At 37.3% G+C, this 17,106-nt stretch carries 15 protein-coding genes and 1 pseudogene; 12 read left to right on the plus strand and 4 right to left on the minus strand.

The annotated features are described in order from the left end of the window. The 6 genes and pseudogenes from JCM14209_RS09385 to JCM14209_RS07005 form a co-directional block, all read left to right on the plus strand. Positions 1–520 (plus strand): LPXTG cell wall anchor domain-containing protein (locus JCM14209_RS09385; protein WP_035520184.1); only part of this gene is annotated, 520 nt, incomplete at its 5' end. A gap of 793 nt (positions 521–1,313) precedes the next feature. Beyond that, a pseudogene (locus JCM14209_RS09390) lies at positions 1,314–3,511 on the plus strand (glycoside hydrolase family 68 protein). Between the two features lie 362 nt (positions 3,512–3,873). Beyond that, complete coding sequence (locus tag JCM14209_RS06990; RefSeq protein ID WP_025022798.1) at positions 3,874–4,578, plus strand: MIP/aquaporin family protein; 705 nt, start codon at positions 3,874–3,876, stop codon at positions 4,576–4,578. 276 nt (positions 4,579–4,854) lie between these two features. Further along, positions 4,855–5,286, plus strand: a complete 432-nt coding sequence (locus tag JCM14209_RS06995) for a MarR family winged helix-turn-helix transcriptional regulator (RefSeq protein ID WP_025022799.1) — start codon at positions 4,855–4,857, stop codon at positions 5,284–5,286. Position 5,287: 1 nt separating this feature from the next. Further along, positions 5,288–6,016, plus strand: a complete 729-nt coding sequence (locus JCM14209_RS07000) for an ATP-binding cassette domain-containing protein (RefSeq protein ID WP_025022800.1) — start codon at positions 5,288–5,290, stop codon at positions 6,014–6,016. Beyond that, positions 6,009–7,535: an ABC transporter permease/substrate-binding protein gene (locus JCM14209_RS07005; RefSeq protein ID WP_025022801.1), complete on the plus strand. Its 1,527-nt coding sequence runs from the start codon at positions 6,009–6,011 to the stop codon at positions 7,533–7,535. The genes JCM14209_RS07000 and JCM14209_RS07005 overlap by 8 nt, the downstream gene beginning before the upstream one ends. Before the next feature lie 64 nt (positions 7,536–7,599). On the opposite strand, the gene JCM14209_RS07010 is transcribed toward JCM14209_RS07005, so the two are convergent. The 3 genes from JCM14209_RS07010 to JCM14209_RS07020 form a co-directional block, all read right to left on the minus strand. Continuing rightward, entirely contained in the window at positions 7,600–8,403 is an 804-nt protein-coding gene (locus tag JCM14209_RS07010) for a transporter substrate-binding domain-containing protein (RefSeq protein ID WP_035520187.1), read from the minus strand. Between the two features lie 366 nt (positions 8,404–8,769). Further along, positions 8,770–9,516 carry an amino acid ABC transporter ATP-binding protein gene (locus JCM14209_RS07015; RefSeq protein WP_025022803.1) on the minus strand — a complete coding sequence of 249 codons (747 nt, stop codon included), beginning with the start codon at positions 9,514–9,516 and terminating at the stop codon, positions 8,770–8,772. A gap of 12 nt (positions 9,517–9,528) precedes the next feature. Further along, the gene (locus tag JCM14209_RS07020; RefSeq protein WP_025022804.1) at positions 9,529–10,212 is read right to left on the minus strand and encodes an amino acid ABC transporter permease; all 684 of its coding nucleotides are present in this window, start codon (positions 10,210–10,212) and stop codon (positions 9,529–9,531) included. Positions 10,213–10,622: 410 nt separating this feature from the next. On the opposite strand from JCM14209_RS07020, the gene JCM14209_RS07025 reads away from it, so the two are divergent. From JCM14209_RS07025 to JCM14209_RS07040, 4 genes are all read left to right on the plus strand, one after another. After that, entirely contained in the window at positions 10,623–11,177 is a 555-nt protein-coding gene (locus JCM14209_RS07025) for a TetR-like C-terminal domain-containing protein (RefSeq protein ID WP_025022805.1), read from the plus strand. Positions 11,178–11,299: 122 nt separating this feature from the next. Then, positions 11,300–13,198 carry a coiled-coil domain-containing protein gene (locus JCM14209_RS09765; RefSeq protein WP_025022806.1) on the plus strand — a complete coding sequence of 633 codons (1,899 nt, stop codon included), beginning with the start codon at positions 11,300–11,302 and terminating at the stop codon, positions 13,196–13,198. A 101-nt stretch (positions 13,199–13,299) separates the two neighbouring features. Then, positions 13,300–13,473 carry a hypothetical protein gene (locus JCM14209_RS10065; RefSeq protein ID WP_155830696.1) on the plus strand — a complete coding sequence of 58 codons (174 nt, stop codon included), beginning with the start codon at positions 13,300–13,302 and terminating at the stop codon, positions 13,471–13,473. A gap of 259 nt (positions 13,474–13,732) precedes the next feature. Then, on the plus strand, positions 13,733–13,918 hold the full coding sequence (locus JCM14209_RS07040; RefSeq protein ID WP_025022807.1) for a hypothetical protein: 186 nt from the start codon (positions 13,733–13,735) through the stop codon (positions 13,916–13,918). 376 nt (positions 13,919–14,294) lie between these two features. Here JCM14209_RS07040 and pnuC read toward each other — a convergent pair whose 3' ends face one another. Next, entirely contained in the window at positions 14,295–15,044 is a 750-nt protein-coding gene (gene pnuC, locus JCM14209_RS09400; RefSeq protein ID WP_035520189.1) for a nicotinamide riboside transporter PnuC, read from the minus strand. 320 nt (positions 15,045–15,364) lie between these two features. Between pnuC and JCM14209_RS07055 the strand changes: the two genes are divergently transcribed. Both JCM14209_RS07055 and JCM14209_RS09405 read left to right on the plus strand, forming a co-directional pair. Continuing rightward, positions 15,365–15,595: a hypothetical protein gene (locus tag JCM14209_RS07055; protein ID WP_025022808.1), complete on the plus strand. Its 231-nt coding sequence runs from the start codon at positions 15,365–15,367 to the stop codon at positions 15,593–15,595. 388 nt (positions 15,596–15,983) lie between these two features. Beyond that, the coding region (locus tag JCM14209_RS09405; protein WP_035520190.1) for a YSIRK-type signal peptide-containing protein at positions 15,984–17,106 on the plus strand (1,123 nt) is incomplete at its 3' end.

A 17,106-nucleotide genomic window follows, 5' to 3' on the forward strand; every position in this document is an offset into this window, starting at 1 on the left:
TTCTGAATCAACTTCAGTAAGCGAATCAGTAAGCACATCAGCTTCAGAATCAACTTCAGTAAGTGAATCAGCAAGCACATCAGCTTCAGAATCAACTTCAGTAAGTGAATCAGTAAGCACATCAGTTTCTGAATCAACATCAACAAGTGCTTCAGAAAGCTCAAACAACTCAACTGAAGATAAAGTAAACTCAAACAGCAATTCAGAAGTAGAATCAGCTTCAGAATCAACTTCAACAAGTGAATCAGCAAGCTTATCAGCTCCAGTAGTATCATCAATGGTACCAAACGAAGCCAAGTCAGCTGACAAACCAGAAGTTAAACTTCCACAAGTAAACGCACAAGCACAACAAGTTAAACATGAAGCTAATACAGCTGACAGTAATGTAGCTCGTAAACAAGCTACAGCATTACCACAAACAGGTGATGAAAAACTTGATGCAAACGCTACAGGAATTGCCGCAGTATCTGCCGGTTTAGCATTAATGTTTGGTTTCAAAAAGAAAAAGGACAAAAAATAATTAGTTCTTTAAAATCACTTCAATAGTGATAAAAGCAGTCAAGTAACTATAAAGTTGCTTGGCTGCTTTTTTTGTTCAAAATTTTTGTAGCAATAAAAAAATCCATGATATTCAACATTATTAGAACGTTGGATTATCATGGATTTTTCTTTTGATTATAAAATAAAGCCGCATCGGGCTAGATCGATGCGACTTTGAGTGTTGAGTTGAATAAATTAATTACATAAAAAATAATTTTACGAATATACTTTATATTATACTAAATTTTATTTTGAATTACTAGTAGAGTTCTAGTATTCTGGTAGCTTGTTTTTTGACTGCAAGAAATTTTGTAATTTATAACTAAATTTCTTAGTGAACGATAAAGTTGACTTATTATCAGTACCAAACAAGACAAACGCTAACGGGCCATACACCTGGGTACCTGTTCTAGGACCTATTTTCGGTGGCTTATTTACTGCTAGATTGGTTAATTAGAATAACAAAAAATCGATTCGAAGTTGAGGTCGAATTTTTGGTGAGCAAAAACCACTAGCCCCGATATTTTGAATAAACAATCCTTGCAAGAACACTAGGCTTTAAGAGAAGAAAAAAGTGAAGTTACTGAGAAGATTTCCCAAAAAGAAAATCTGATATATAAATATGTCAAACGGTTAACAGAATTCTAACATAAAAGTAAGTAAAATGTGATAAAAACAAGGTTTTTTTATGATAAACGTTGATTTTTTTGGGTGGGGTATTGTATAATGTGTTGTAAAATGTAATTTAAATATTTAATTCTAGGGGGATATTTATGAAAGAAATGAAAGTAAGAAAGAAGATGTACAAATCTAAAAAAGGGTGGGCAGTTGCTACCTTAGCTACAACAACACTTTTTGCAACAAACGTTGTAGCAAGTGCTGATACAACTGATACTGCTTCTACAGCTTCATCAACACAAGCTACTCCTGCTAGTGCTAGTGCCATGACAACACCTGTTGACAACAAAGAAGTTGTACTCAACACACCAGCACAAAGCTCAACAACTACCCCAAGCAAAACTGAAGAATCCCCACTTCTTCAACAAGCACAAAGTACGGATGATGATGCAACAACTCAAAAAGAAACTGCATCAACTGATGAACAAGGACTTAACGAAGTCGCTCAACAAATTGCCAAGGAAGCTGGTTTAGATGTTAACAATTTGACTGCTAAGCAAATTGAAGCTTTAAACAAGGTTAAATTAACAGATAACCGTCCTGCTGGAAGAAAGATGACTTACAAAGATTTCGATGGAATCGTAGCTAAGTCACTTGCACAAGATTCACGTTATGCAATTCCATACTTTAACGGTAATAAGATTAAAAACATGCCTGCTGCCACAACACGTGACGCTCAAACAGGTGAAGTTGCTGACTTAGATATCTGGGATTCATGGCCAGTACAAGATCCTAAGACTGGTTATGTTCAAAACTGGAATGGTTACCAACTTGTTGTTGCAATGATGGGTGAACCATACAAGAACGACCTTCACTTATACTTACTTTACAACAAGTATGGCGACGGTAAGTTTGAAAACTGGCGTAACGCTGGTGCTATCTTCGGATACAACTCAAACTCATTATTACAACAATGGTCAGGTTCAGCTACCCTTAACTCAGATGGTTCAGTACAATTATTCTACACTCAAGTAGATACAACTGATCAAAACTCAAACCACCAAAAACTTGCTACAGCAACAATTAACTTAGCTGTTGAAGGTGACGAAGTTAAGATTAAATCTGTTGAAAACGATCGCGTAATCTTTGAAGGTGACGGTAAGAAATACCAAAGTTACGAACAATGGACACAAAGCGATCGCGGATTTGATAACATCGCAATGCGTGATGCGCACATCATCGAAGACGATAACGGTAACCGTTACTTAATCTTTGAAGCAAGTACTGGTTTAGATAACTATGAAGGCGAAGACCAAATTTACAACTGGGTAAATTATGGTGGCGACGCTAAGTACAACGTTGATAACTTCTTTAGATTATCACAAAGTGTTGACGCAATTGGCGAAAACATGAACAAGCGTGCTCGTTACGCTAACGCTGCTTTAGGTATCGTACGTATCAGCAATGATGAAAAACGTCCTGAAGTTGTTGAAGTCTTAGATCCATTGGTAACAACTAACATGGTTTCTGATGAAATCGAACGTCCAAACGCATTTAAGTTAGGCGACAAGTACTACGTATTTACAGCATCACGTTTAAACCACGGTACAAACGTTGAACAATGGACAAAAGTTGACCAACAAATTGGTGATAACGTTGTAATGTTGGGTTACTACTCAGACAAGCTTACTGGCGATTACAAGCATTAAACGGTGACGGAACTGTCTTAACTGCTTCTGTTCCTGCTAACTGGCGTACAGCTACTTACTCATACTATGCCGTTCCATTTGAAGGCTCAACTGACAAGGTTCTTGTGACACAATACATGTCAAACAGAAGTGAAGTAGCAGGTAAGGGTATGAATGCTACTTTAGCACCAAGTTTCTTACTACAAATCAACCCAGACGGAACAACTCAAGTATTGGGTGAAATGACTGACCAAGGGGCTTGGATTTGGAATGAAGAAAGCCGCAATCAAGATATGTTAGTAACATCTCTTAGAGCAGCAGCTTCAGATGCAGCTCACGACTTAGACAAGGTTAAGCCTGCTACTGACCCATTGAACCCTAATTACTACGGTTACACTAACCTTGATCACGTCAACATGCCAGGAAAGGCAGCATGGACAAATGGGGAAACAACTGTTGAATTTACTAACACACCAACAACTCCAGCAACTCCATCAACTAAGCATGAAGTTCCTAACACACCAGGTAACCCTGTACATCAACCAACTAACGAAAACAAGTTGCCACAAACAGGGAACAAGAATGAAGCTGGCGTATTAGCCGGAGTAACATTTGTCTTATCAGCAATGGGACTTTGGGCAGCTCCAAAGAGACGCAAGTACTAAGATTTGTTATTAATTAATGAAGAAATCTAATTAAAAATATTCGAAAAACAGTTAAGGATTTTCCTTAACTGTTTTTTTGCGTTGGTGAGCCATAATTTAACTCGTGTTCTGGATGACATCTCCCTTAATTTATCTAAAATATACTAATAATAATTCGTAAATTTGTTTTAAATTTTTAATTAGCAAGATAAAATATCAGCTCTAATATCGGTAAAACTGGGATTTATAACAATAAATTGAATATAAAAAATATTTATTTATCTGTTGACTATGTGAAATGTTGTGTGATATATTATTATAGTTATGTTACTAGATAGTGATTTAACAAATTTATATGTTATATCTATATGGAGGAAATTCTTATGTCAGGATTTTTAGGTGAATTTTTCGGTACCATGACACTTCTTGCCTTCGGGACAGGTGTTGGTGCCTCAATTTCATTAAACAAAGCATTCGCTAAAGGTTCAAGCTGGTTATTTGTATCACTTGCTTGGGGCTTAGCGATTGCATTTGGGGTTTACGTAGCTGGTGCTTTCGGTTCAGAAGGTCACATCAACCCAGCTATCACAATCGGTTTAGCTGCCTTTGGTAAATTACCAGCAGCACAAGTATTCCCATACTTAGCCGGTCAAATTTTGGGAGCATTTGTAGGTGCAGGTTTAGTACTTGTTCACTTTTTCCCACACTTCAAAGAAACAAAAGCTGAAGAAGGCAACAATGTTGGCGTATTCGCAACTGGCCCAGCCATCAAGAACAACTTATTTAACTTCTTGAGCGAATTTATCGCAACATTTTTCTTTATTTTTACATTATTACACTTAGGCGATTTTACAGATGGTTTGAAGCCATTAATCGTTGGTTTATTAATCGCAGCTATCGGTATGTCATTTGGTTCAACAACAGGATTTGCAGTTAACCCAGCCCGTGACTTTGGTCCACGCTTGGCTTACGCATTATTACCAGTACCAAATAAGACAAACGCTAACTGGGCATACGCATGGGTACCTGTTTTAGGTCCTATCTGCGGTGGTTTATTAGCTGCTGGTTTAACTACTTTAGTAGGTTAATTAGAATAAGAAATTAGAGTCGATCCCAAGTTGGGGTCGATTTTTTTTGCCTCAAATCCACTAGTCCTTGAGATTGAAGTAAGAAAACGTGAGAACCACCAAAGTTTTTAGTTCATTTTACATTAACATAATAAATAATGCATAATGTATTAAATATAATATTAATGTTATAACACAAAGTATAAGTTTTTAAAAGAAGTAAAAAGATTTGACTATCATTAAAGTGAATGTTATATTGAGGTAGTCAAAAAGTTTTACTAATTAAAAGAGGGGATTATGAAAGAACTATACAAATATAATCGCGCATTCTATGATTTGATGAGTGCTCAAGAATCGTATGCGCGCCAACAAGGAATGAATGGAAAGAAATTCCAATTACTCTTATGGTTATATCGGTCACCTAAAGGAATTTTTCAACAGACTCTTGCTGAAAAAACTTTTTCAACCAAGCAAGTTGTCAACGCTGCGATTAAAAAATGGAAAGACCAAGGTTACGTTGAATTTCAAGCCGATAAAAATGACAAACGTGCTAAAAAAGTCTTGTTGACGAAAGCAGGTCGAAGCTACGCTGCAAGCATTATTGATACTTTGGATCAAGCCGAAAAAAGAGCCTTTGGATCATTAAACGCAACCGAACAAGAACAGCTTGGTATTTTAGTCGCTAAATATGCCCAGGCTTTAATCACGGAATTAGAAAGTAGGGAATGATATGATTGAATTTAAAAATGTCAGTAAGAAGTATCAAGAAAAAGAAGTACTAAAATCCCAGAGTTTTACCATTGAAGACGGAGAGTTTGTCGTTTTAGTGGGGCCTTCTGGATCAGGAAAAACCACGTTGTTGAAGATGATTAACCGCTTAATTGAACCAACCAGCGGGGAAATTTTGATAGATAAAAAGCCTCAAAGTGATTTGGATTTAAGACAAATGCGTTTTGAAATGGGGTACGTACTTCAACAAGCATCCCTTTTCCCAAACATGACGGTTATTGAAAACGCGCTGATAATCCCCAAGTTAAAGCGCGCCGACCTAACGCAAGCCACTTTAGATGCTAAAAAGTTACTCCACCAAGTCGGACTTGATGATCAAGCATTCAACAAGTATCCCAATCAATTATCCGGGGGAGAACAACAACGCGTGGGCATTGTACGCGCCTTAATGGGCAATCCCAAGATTTTATTGATGGATGAACCATTTTCAGCATTGGACGCAATTACCAAAAAAGAGCTCCAAGTTTTAATCAAGGACCTTCAACGTAAATTACAGCTAACCGTAGTTTTTGTAACCCACGATACCACGGAAGCCTTGAAATTAGCGGATAGAGTTGCGGTGTTGCATCAAGGAGAACTAGTCCAATTCGCTAAACCAGATACAATCATCAAGAAGCCGGCCGATGCTTTTGTCGCTGATTTATTTAAGGAGGAGATTGGCCATGCATAATTTAATTCAAACATTTATTGAGCGAAAATCCGATTGGGTACAGGCTTTAATTGAGCATTTACAGATTTCGTTATTATCACTGTTGATTGCGATTGTGATTGCGGTGCCGCTAGGGATGTGGATTTACCATCGCCAAAAAGCCGCGGAAATCTCCTTGCAAATTTCCGGGATTCTCCAAACCATCCCATCACTTGCCTTATTAGGATTACTGATTCCCTTGGTTGGAATTGGGGTTGTACCAGCGTTAATCGCCTTGATTTTATATGCGATTTTCCCAATTTTACAAGGGACAATTACGGGTTTACAAGGAATTGATGAGAATCTAAAAGAGGCGGGGACAGCCTTTGGGATGAACCGCTTTGAGCGCTTACGTTACTTCGAATTACCGCTCGCTTTGCCGGTGATTGTTGCTGGAGTTAGAACTTCAGCCGTGATGATTATCGGGACCGCAACGTTAGCCGCTTTAATTGGAGCGGGGGGCTTAGGAACATTCATTACTTTAGGGATTGACCGCAGTAATCAAAGTTTAATTTTGTTAGGGGCCATTTCTTCAGCGATCTTAGCTGTGTTAGTGAACCTAGGCTTGAAGTTAATTGAAAAAGCCAAGCTCAAAACCATTGTGGTTAGTTTTGGCGTCATGATTTTGGCGCTAATTGCCTCATACCTTCCAGCCGCTATGCCGCAACTAACAGATAAAAACAATGATACGATTGTGATTGCGGGCAAGCTCGGCGCTGAACCGGATATTTTGATTAACATGTACAAGGAATTAATCGAAAATGATAGCTCACTTAAAGTTGAGCTCAAGCCAAACTTCGGGAAGACGGATTTCTTGTACCAAGCTTTAAAGAGTAAGAAGATTGATATTTATCCTGAATTTTCGGGAACAATTACCTCAAGTTTACTCAAAAATCCTCCAAAAACCTCAACTGATGAAGCAACGGTTTATGCTTTAGCAAAATCTAAGATTAAACAACAAGATAACTTGGACTATTTGAAACCGATGAAATACCAAAATACGTACGCCATCGCGGTTCCAGAAAAGTTCGCTAAAGAAAATAATCTGAAAAAAATCTCAGATTTATCCCGTGTTCAAGATCAATTAAAAGCAGGATTCTCAGCGGAATTTGCTGATCGAAAAGACGGATACTTAGGTCTTGAAAGTAAGTACAATTTGAAGTTCCCATATCAAACAATGGAACCAGCCTTACGTTATCAAGCGATTGGCAAGGGGGACTTGAATTTAATTGATGTGTATTCAACTGATAGTCAAATTAAGCAAAATCATTTGGTTGTCCTACAAGATGATCAAAAGCTGTTCCCACCATATCAAGGAGCACCACTATTGCGCGAAGGCTTGTTAAAACAACATCCTGAATTGAAGAAAATTCTAAACAAGCTCGCTGGCAAAATCACGGCGGAACAAATGGCAACCATGAACTATGAAGTTGATGTGCAAGGAAAATCAGCTAAAGAAGTTGCTCACCAATATTTAATGAAAAACCATTTACTCAAATAATACGCAATAAAAAAATCCTCGATAACCAACATAATGTTAGTTATCGAGGATTTTTATTTATTGCTTATTTTGTAATATCTTCACTGAAGTACTTCTTAGAAATCTTAGTTAAAGTACCATCATCTTTAAGTTCTTTTAAAGCTTTGTTAAATTCTTTTTGTAATTTAGTGTTCTTCTTGCCCATCAAAGCAGAAACTTTGCTTGCAGGAACGTCTTTTTCAGGAAGTACTTTGATGTTTAAATCATCATGCTTTTGTGTCTTAGCGTAAGCATAGTAAGCTTCAGCGGAGTTGATTGTACCTTTAACACGACCTTGACGAATCATGTCGATACTTGTTGTGAATTGGTCTGAGTTAACGATCTTTGCGCCTAATTTCTTAGCGATTTGAGCGTTGTTTGTACCTGTACCTTCAGCCAATTTTTGGCCTTTAACTGACTTAGCTGAATCTAATTTATCTTTTTTCAATGAGATTAAAGCTGAACGAGAGTAGATGTAAGGTTCTGAGAAAAGGTAGCTCTTCTTTCTTTCAGGTGTTTCTGAAATGTTGTTTAACGCAACGTCAAACTTGTTAGCACCCACACCAGCGATTAATGAATCCCATTTTGTTGGCACGAACTTAGCTTTTAAGCCCATCTTTTTAGCGATTTGTTGACCTAATTCAACTTCAAAACCTGTTAACTTACCATCTTTACGATATGAGTAAGGTTGGTATGTTCCTTCAAGTCCGATTGTAAGTACGCCTTTGTTGACAAGCTTACCATCATAGCTAGCAGCCTTTGTTGATTGAGTTGATGTTGCAACTGTAAATGCAGCTGCGGCAGTTGCTAGAACTAATCCAGCTTTTAATAATGTTTTTTTAATATCCATGATATTTCCTCCTTATGATTATCATGTTTGTTAACTTAATTTAAAATGGAGATATGTACTCCTAGGCTATCCATACGGGTCTTTGGACGGCCTTCCATCAGCTTGGAATTGCGATTGCGAGCCAGTCACCTAGCATTTAGCTACGAAATTGTCGCCATTCGTTTCACGAATAACGCCCCTTTCTAGGCTAACTGTACGGTGACTTTGAATGGCCTTCCATCAGCTTGGAATTGCGATTCCAGGCCTAGCCCCTAGTGTATAGCTACGGAGATACCCGCCATCGGCTATGCCGATAACGTGCACTCCTAGGCTATCCATACGGGACTTTGGACGGCCTTCCATCAGCTTGTTTTCATCAGCTTGGAATTATAAATCAGAAAAAGTCATTGCGGAAATGAATTTTTGAATACGTTCATTGCCGTTGTCTTTACTGAAGAAGGTTTCGCTATCACCTTCATATAAGATATTGCCATCTTCCACGAAGACGATTTTATCAGCGACTTTTTTGGCAAAAGCCATGTTGTGAGTGACCACAACCATTGATTGGTGTTCGGATGCGATTTGTAAAAGGACTTTTAAAACACCCAATTCCAATTCCGGATCCAAAGCACTGGTTGGTTCATCTAATAAGATGTATTCTGGCTTCATCGCAAGGGAACGTGCAATCGCTACCCGTTGTGCTTGACCACCCGATAATTCGCTTGGATAAGCATCAGCTTTATCAGCCAAGCCAACTTTTTCTAAAAGCTCATGCGCGTATTTTTCCGCTGTTGCTTTGTCTTGTTTTAAGACTTGCGTTGGACCTTCAATAATGTTTTGTAAGACCGTTAAGTGAGGGAAGAGGTTGTAGCTTTGAAATACCATCCCCGTTTTCTTACGAATATTAAAGAGGTCGTCTTTTTTAACGCCGGCAGCGAAATCAATTTTGATATCATCAAATTCATAAGTTCCTGCTTCAGGTGTTTCAAGCAAGTTCAATGAACGTAAAATAGTTGATTTCCCTGAACCTGATGGTCCCACTAAAACCGTAACTTTACCTTTAGGAAAATCCAAGTTGATATCCTTTAAAACGGTATTACTACCGAAAGTTTTATTAACGTGACTAAGTTTCAAATTGAACCCTCCTTATTTAGCGCTAAAACGCTTTTCTAAGTATCCTTGTAGGATTGATAATACCGTACAGAATACGGCGTAAATAGCAGCAACCAAACTGTACATTAAAAGTGGTTGGAAGTTTTCGGCTGCGATTTGTTGGGAAACTTGGAACATTTCCATAATGGTGATGGAAGCAGCCAAGGATGTATCTTTAACCAAACCAATGAAGCTGTTAGCAAGTGGTGGTAAGGATACACGTAAAGCTTGGGGGATGATGATGCGTTGCAATGTTTGCGTGCGACTCATCCCAATTGAAGCGGCGGCTTCCCATTGACCAGTTGGCACTGAATCAATGGCCGCTCTGATGGTTTCAGAGGCGTAAGCACCGGTATTTAAAGAAAATGTTAAAATCCCAGCAGTAAATGGATCAAACTTGATTCCTTCAGGTAAAATTCCTTTGATTTTTAGGTAGGGAAGCCCGAAGAAAACGATGAATAATTGAACCAAAAGAGGGGTTGTTCTAAAAAGCCAAACGTAAAATCTAAAGAAGATTTTAACGATGATAAAAGCACCGCGGATTTTAGACAATCGAACCAACGCTGTGATTAACGCGATAATTAAACCAATCGCAAATGAAATAATCGCAAGCGGGATGGTATATTTGAAGCCTGCAGCCAGCATTTGCGGCAGTGAAGTTTCAATTATTTTCCACATATGTTTCATTCCTTTCATATATAACAAACAAAAAACGGAACTAACTGCTAGAAAAAGCTGTTAATTCCGTATCTTATCCGTTCAATCGAGATGACTTTAGCGCACATCAAAACGTGGCGCGTGATAGGACACGGTCCACTTACACATGCATTGATTAGAGTTTGGAAAATCGCTAAATAATACAGTGCTTTTCATATGCGCTCACCTCTTTATCATTTAATACGTTCAGTTTAACTTACAAATAGTAAACTGTCAATTAAAAACCATTGAATTTGAACATTGTTTAACATTGTTATAAGAAAAAATTTTAACATGATAGAGATAATTGACACAAAAGGCTACGCTTTGTATAATTGAAAGCGTGAGCAAAATAATGGTGAAATAATAAAGATAAAGGATGGTGGATTGACATGACACTTTCAGAAAAAGAAATATGCGTAGATAAACGACTATTGTGTGAAGCATTTTTTGAATTAGCCCAAGATGAAGATTTAGAAAGTATTTCAATCCAAAAAGTATGTATGCAAGCCGACGTAAAGCGCGGTGAATTTTATGATACTTATGGTAATCTTGACAGCTTAATTGAAGATTGTGAGGACTTCTTATTAGCTGAGATGCGCCAATGTTACGATGTTCCTGAGACAATCGGTGATAGCTTAAGAAATGTTATTGCGGTAATCGCTCATATCAGAGAACGTAAATTCTACTATAAAGTATTGTTTAAACCAGGAATACTCGAAAATTTCAAGTATAAGTTAGAAGAGATTTATACTGACAATGTGTTAAAACGTATTGATTTCAATGATAAGAATCCCCAAACATACTATACGAAGATATTTATTATGTACGGGACCTTACAAGTAATTGTTAAATGGTTAGAAAATGATTGTGATATCCCCGATGAAGAATTTGCCGATTTAATTTTAGAAATGCAAAGACGGGGCTTACGCTATGTTGAAGATTAAATAAGAAGAGAGGTTGAGTTTGGCTCAGCTTCTTTTTTTTTAAATATTTTAGTTTGTCAGTTAATATTGCCTGCAATAAATGTTAAAATGGAAGTATATATTATTTAAAAGGAGTAATCGTTGTGACGCAAAAACAAGAGCAATTAGATATCCAAGTAATCGAGAAACAATTAGAAGAAAAAAAGTCACAAATTGCAGCTATTGATGCTAAAAGAGATGACTTAAAAGGACAACAATCAGCTACACAACTTCATTTGACCCGCACGCAAAAGAAGGTTGAACAAGCGCAACATGATTTAATTAACGCGCAAGCAAAAGAAGCTGATTTACAAAAACAAGCCATCAATGAACAAGCAACTTTAGATGAATTCCAAGAAATTAATCGTGAAGTTAACGAAGCACATGCGCAATTTGTAGCCAGCTTACAAGACATCAACTTACGTCACAGTAGTGTCGATGCCGGGGTTAATGCTTATCAAAATGCCGTTAAAGACGTTGTGTTTGATCAAGCCAAAATTACAGAACAAACGGCTAAAACGGCCAAGATTAGCGATGATTTAGCCAAAGCGAAAGAAGAATTGATGGCCGCTAACAAGAAACGTGATGATGCGCACGTGGTTTTAAGCGATGCGCAAACTTCATTAAAAGACATCAAAGAAGAGTTAGATAAGGCTAATGAAGAAAAATTCGATTTAAACGAAGAGTTAAACGCTTTAACAGATAAATTAGAATTAGCGAAGGCTAAAAAGAAGGCCGAAGCAGAAGCTAAAGCTGCGGCCGAAGCAGCTCAAAAAGCTAAAGCTGCGGCCGAACAAAAGGCAAAAGAAGCTCAAGCAGCCCGCCTAAAAGCAGAAGCTGAAGCTAAGGCCAAAGAAGAAGAAGCCAAAAAGCAAGCCGAAGCAGAAGCTAAGGCAAGACAAGAAGAGCAAGCGCGGATTGAAGCTGAAGTTCAAGCCGCCGCTAAAGCTTTAGAAGAAGCCAAAGCCAAAGCTGCCGCTAAAGAACAAGAAGCTAAAGCAGCGCGCCAAAAAGCAGAAGCCGAAGCCAAGGCCAAAGAAGAAGAAGCCAAAAAGCAAGCCGAAGCAGAAGCTAAAGCAAGACAAGAAGAGCAAGCACGGATTGAAGCTGAAGTTCAAGCAGCTCAAAAAGCCGCCGCTAAAGCTTTAGAAGAAGCTCAAGCCAAAGCTCGTGCTGTTGAAGAAATGTTTCAAAATGACGCTGCAAGCAACGAACCAGCCAAAGCAGCTGCACCAGCTGAAAAAACTGAAGCAAACGAGCCAAAAGAAGCTAAGAAGCAAGAAGCAGCCGTTGAAAGTCAAGACGAAAATCAAGCTTCAACCCAAACTCAAGAAAAAGCTCACCTTGAACCAGCAAAAGAAGTTCCAGCAGCAACACCCAGTATTGCAGAAGAATCAACCGATGACAAGATCGAAGGTGAAAAGACCGAAGAAACACCGGTTCAAGCAGTTCCTGAAGCTGATACTGCTGCTGATAAAGCTGAAGTAAAACCAGGACAACTTCCAGATGACAATGAAGTTGCCAAAGAAGTGCAAGCTCAAGCCGATGAAATGGCGCGTTTAGCTAAAGAAGCCCAAGCTTTAGCTAACCAACAAGAACAACGCATTGAACAAGAAAAAAAGTCTGATAAAACTACGGACACACAACTTCGAGGTAAGCAAAACGGCTTTTCCGGTATTGTGGTTGAAGTGCCAGAAGTAATGTCTCGCCGCCATTATTTTGATGACAATCAAAGCCAAGATTCAACGGAAGAAAATGTAGTGACGGTGGAACAAAATGAATTACAAGGGATGGCAGAAGTGGCTGAAGTCGTGGACGCTAGTGAAGCAGAAAGCTTAACTGCAACTACCCAGCACAAGACATCGCTTACACCAAACGCTGCGGTCGCAACCATTATTTACCCATCAGAAGAAGCTAATGAAGTCACGGAAGCTACTTTAAGTCGTAAGCAAAGTCATGCCGCTCAAGATCGCACCCGCATTTACAACGACAATGATAGTTAGATGCTAACGCAAGTTCCGAAGCTCCGGCAACAAATGCCCTTGATAGCGAAAAGACGGTAACTTTTGATGACAAGTCTCAAGCAAATTCCAAGCCCAAAAGTGTGGCTAACGTTACCGTCAATCAAGGCGTTGCTTCATCATCTGTGGTTAGATCTAAGAAAAAAGTTACACCCAAGCCAAAAGAAGTAGAAACTTCTAAGAAAAGTACACCGGAAGAAGCAAAGAAACCAGGAACTTTTGGGAAAATCATGAAAACTTTAGGATTAGATGAATAATTTCTAAAAAATAAGAGTCTAGTTGCTAAGCAGCTAGGCTCATTTTTTGTGTAAAATAGTCTCTTTGTCAATTAATACTGATGAAGCAATCTAAATAAATATGTCACATGTATGTAAATATATTGATAATAAAACGTTGATATATCAACGTTTTATATGATATAATCTAGATATGGTCAAAGGCGTTCTTCTTGATCGGGGGTGATGCCAATGGGATTTTCTCTAAGTGTAAACCCTACTATAAGAGAAAGGGATTCGCATGATGGTATTAGCTGGTACATTATTTGTGCTAGTAGTGTTCATTCGTTGGATGGTAAAAGCAGTTAAAACTATGACTGATTTAGTTAATGCTATTTCAGGATTTATTAATAGTTTAACCACTTTACTTGAAGCGATTGAACGATTTAAAGCCGTTAGAAAACGGCATAAAAAAAACCGTCACTAAGACGGTCTAAATTTTAATACAATGAAATGAAGACCGCCGAAACGATCATGCTAGGAGTAACTATTGGTAGTAGTTGCTCCTTTTTGTCTACAGGTAAATAATAACATAGAATGCTGAAATAATCAATAATATCGACTATTCCTGTATTTCAGAGTGATTATATTATTTGTACAAATAAAAAAGTACTGAGGATAATCTTGAAATATACTTCAAAATTTTCATCAGTACAGAATATTATAGAATCAAAAAAATCAATCGCAAAAGTAACTGAAATTTGGCGCAGATTGACCTGATGGTAGAAAAAAACTCAACACCCCAAAATCTAAATGATAGGGATGTTGAGTTTAAAAAATATGTAAATAGAATCGAGAACTAACTATCTAAACCAACCGTTGCGGCTAACCATGGCATAGATGTCGTTCATTAAAAATACGCTATATGAAAAAATCAAAGCAAAATTTCCGTCGCCTTGAAGCATTGTTTGAGCCCAGAGTGCGATGGTGAAAGTTGCGGAAAGGGTAAACACGTAATATTGTTCACGTTTACGGTTCAATTCCATTAATGATCCGGTAATTGCGATCCCTAATGTCAATGAATCTAAGAATACGCGGGGGTCGTTAGTTAGACGGAAAATGCCAAATGAAATTCCCCAAGCCACAAGGAAAAATACCAAGTAGCCTAACCATTCACGGAGACTTTCAATTTTTTCCGCTTGAATATTTTCGTTCCATTTAGGGTCAAGAATACAAAAGATATCCAAGAAGATAAGGTATCCAATTTGTTCCCACATATTCGCGTAATTGTGCGCCACACCTGCAGTAAAGGCAATACACAATGCTGAAATCGCGCCAGCCCAACCTTGAATGGCAGATTTGTTGGAGATTCCCAACACACAAGCTACACTCAAGTTACCACCAATAAATGAAATGATTGAAAGGAGGGGATGAGTTGTAAATGATTGCACTAAAGAAATAATTTGTAAAACAAAGTTAAATGCTAAAAGAAAATATGAAAATTTCCCCCAACCTTGACATTGCTGCCAAAGCCATTTAAAGTATCCCTTTCTAAAAATATTTGCTGAATACTCTGGCATATGAGTTAAAACATCGACATAACGTTCAAACACAAAAATACCACCTTTCTAAAAAATTTGTGCTTCTGTCAGAAGTAATAAAGTATCATTATTACATACAAAAATTTAAATGTAACCCTTGAAATTTTTTGCGTTTCATGCTTGATAAAAGCTGGTATTACAACGTTTTAAATGTTTTGCCTAATGGAAATTTGCGCGATTTTTTTGAAAGGTTGCAGCAGCAAGGATGGCAGAATTTTTCATTTTGAAATATAAAAAAATTATTAAAAATAAAGAAAAATTTATTAAAAAACCACACATGAATGCGATTTCATGATAGAATATAGGAAATAAATGAATGGGGGATACTTAATATGTTCTTACTAACAAAATATGAATACGAATCAAATGGTCTATTGAAAAAAACAAAGAACCGCTTATATCAAAGTAAAGATAATGCGCGCGGTCACGTTATTCGTAAGGTATCACAATTTCCAAAAGGGCTAATTAAAGAAGATGGGGATCGCGTTTCAACTGTATTTGAAATGCATCCTGATCAAGAACAATTAGTATATACGATTGAAGAATTAGAATTAGAAGATTAGAAATATTAAAAAAGAGGATTGGAATTAACTGCTTCCAATCTTCTTTTTTTAATTTTTTTAGAAAAAATATTTTCGGCATACCGTGTGTAATCTATGGTAACGGTGTGGGTAGCGGAATAAATGTAGTTATGAATAAAGTATGACTTTTTTTAGTAAATACTTATATTTTTCGCATTTAATTAAAAAAATTCACAAAAAAATCACATTTACATTTTGTGTAATTATTGATATAAACAAAATATTTTTTGATTTTTACATAGCAGGAATGCCTTTGTTTTAGTGGTTTTGGGGTTTACAAATAAAAAATAATCAGATATTATATAAATTGCACATTTTAATTGTGTTGAATTTATTTTCCGTAAGAGAATTAAGAAAGGTTTTAATGCTTATGTTATCAAAAAACAACAAACAATTTTTACAACATAAATACAGTGATCGTAAACAAAAGTTTGCAATTAAGAAATTTAGTGTCGGAGTTGCATCTGTTTTAATCGGTGCAACTTTCATGATGCAAGGACAAGCATCTGCTGATGAAATTGCAAACAACACACAACAAACAAACAACACACAACAAACAGCAGGAACTGAAGGACAACAAGCTGAAAGTACAACTGCAGTTAATGTATCACAACAAGTACAAGCTACTGATGAGAAAACAGCCGTTGAAGACGTGACACCACAACAAACAACAACATTTACAGTTCCACAAGAGGCTCAACGACAAACAACAACATTTACAGTTCCACAAGAGACTCAACGACAAACAACAACATTTACAGTTCCACAAGATAATTTTACTTTTAGTGATGCAATGCTTCGTGAAAGTAAAGTTGCTACTAATAATACTCGTTCAGTTGGTGGAGCACTTGAACAATTACATACAACAACCGACTTTGGTATTATTCAAGATGTTGAATCAAACTACTCTCAAGAAGATGGGTTAGCATACTATCATATTAGATTAAATAACAAGAACGCTAAAGCTAAGAGACAAGCAATTGTTGTTGATAATGTAAACCAAAATGTAACTGGGATTTACATGGGTAAATACAATACAGTTGCAGAAGCTGAAGCCTCAGGTACAAAATCTGAAATCAGATCAGATTCACGTGGGATTACAGGGATGTCACAAGATGCTGTAATGGCTCTTGGTAACAAATCGAACGATACATTCATTACAGTATTTGCACGTATTAAAGATACTAATAATCCAGCACGTATTAGCTTTATTCGTGTCGCAACTTCTAATAGTTTTACCGGTGGTATCGCTGCTAATAGTACGGTTGCGGGGCTACAATCTCAATATAACTGGGACGAATATGCTGAAGGCAAAAATGGAAGACCAGCTTTACCTGACGTTGAACCAGAAGATACTAAGAAACCATCAGACGCAGACAAGAACGAACCAAAAGGTCAAGATCTTAACGTAAATATTGGAGATCAACCAAAGGCTGAAGACGGCATCACAAATAAAGATGATATGCCAGCTAGAACAAAGTACGAATGGAAGA

Origin of the sequence: Ligilactobacillus hayakitensis DSM 18933 = JCM 14209 (assembly GCF_000615845.1) — a bacterium.
GTDB lineage: Bacteria > Bacillota > Bacilli > Lactobacillales > Lactobacillaceae > Ligilactobacillus > Ligilactobacillus hayakitensis.

Coding starts and splice junctions, on each gene's coding strand:
- JCM14209_RS06990 (WP_025022798.1), top strand. CDS start 3,874: ATGTCAGGATTTTTAGGTGAATTTTTCGGTACCATGACACTTCTTGCC.
- JCM14209_RS06995 (WP_025022799.1), top strand. CDS start 4,855: ATGAAAGAACTATACAAATATAATCGCGCATTCTATGATTTGATGAGT.
- JCM14209_RS07000 (WP_025022800.1), top strand. CDS start 5,288: ATGATTGAATTTAAAAATGTCAGTAAGAAGTATCAAGAAAAAGAAGTA.
- JCM14209_RS07005 (WP_025022801.1), top strand. CDS start 6,009: ATGCATAATTTAATTCAAACATTTATTGAGCGAAAATCCGATTGGGTA.
- JCM14209_RS07010 (WP_035520187.1), bottom strand. CDS start 8,403: ATGGATATTAAAAAAACATTATTAAAAGCTGGATTAGTTCTAGCAACT.
- JCM14209_RS07020 (WP_025022804.1), bottom strand. CDS start 10,212: ATGTGGAAAATAATTGAAACTTCACTGCCGCAAATGCTGGCTGCAGGC.
- JCM14209_RS07025 (WP_025022805.1), top strand. CDS start 10,623: ATGACACTTTCAGAAAAAGAAATATGCGTAGATAAACGACTATTGTGT.
- JCM14209_RS07040 (WP_025022807.1), top strand. CDS start 13,733: ATGATGGTATTAGCTGGTACATTATTTGTGCTAGTAGTGTTCATTCGT.
- JCM14209_RS07055 (WP_025022808.1), top strand. CDS start 15,365: ATGTTCTTACTAACAAAATATGAATACGAATCAAATGGTCTATTGAAA.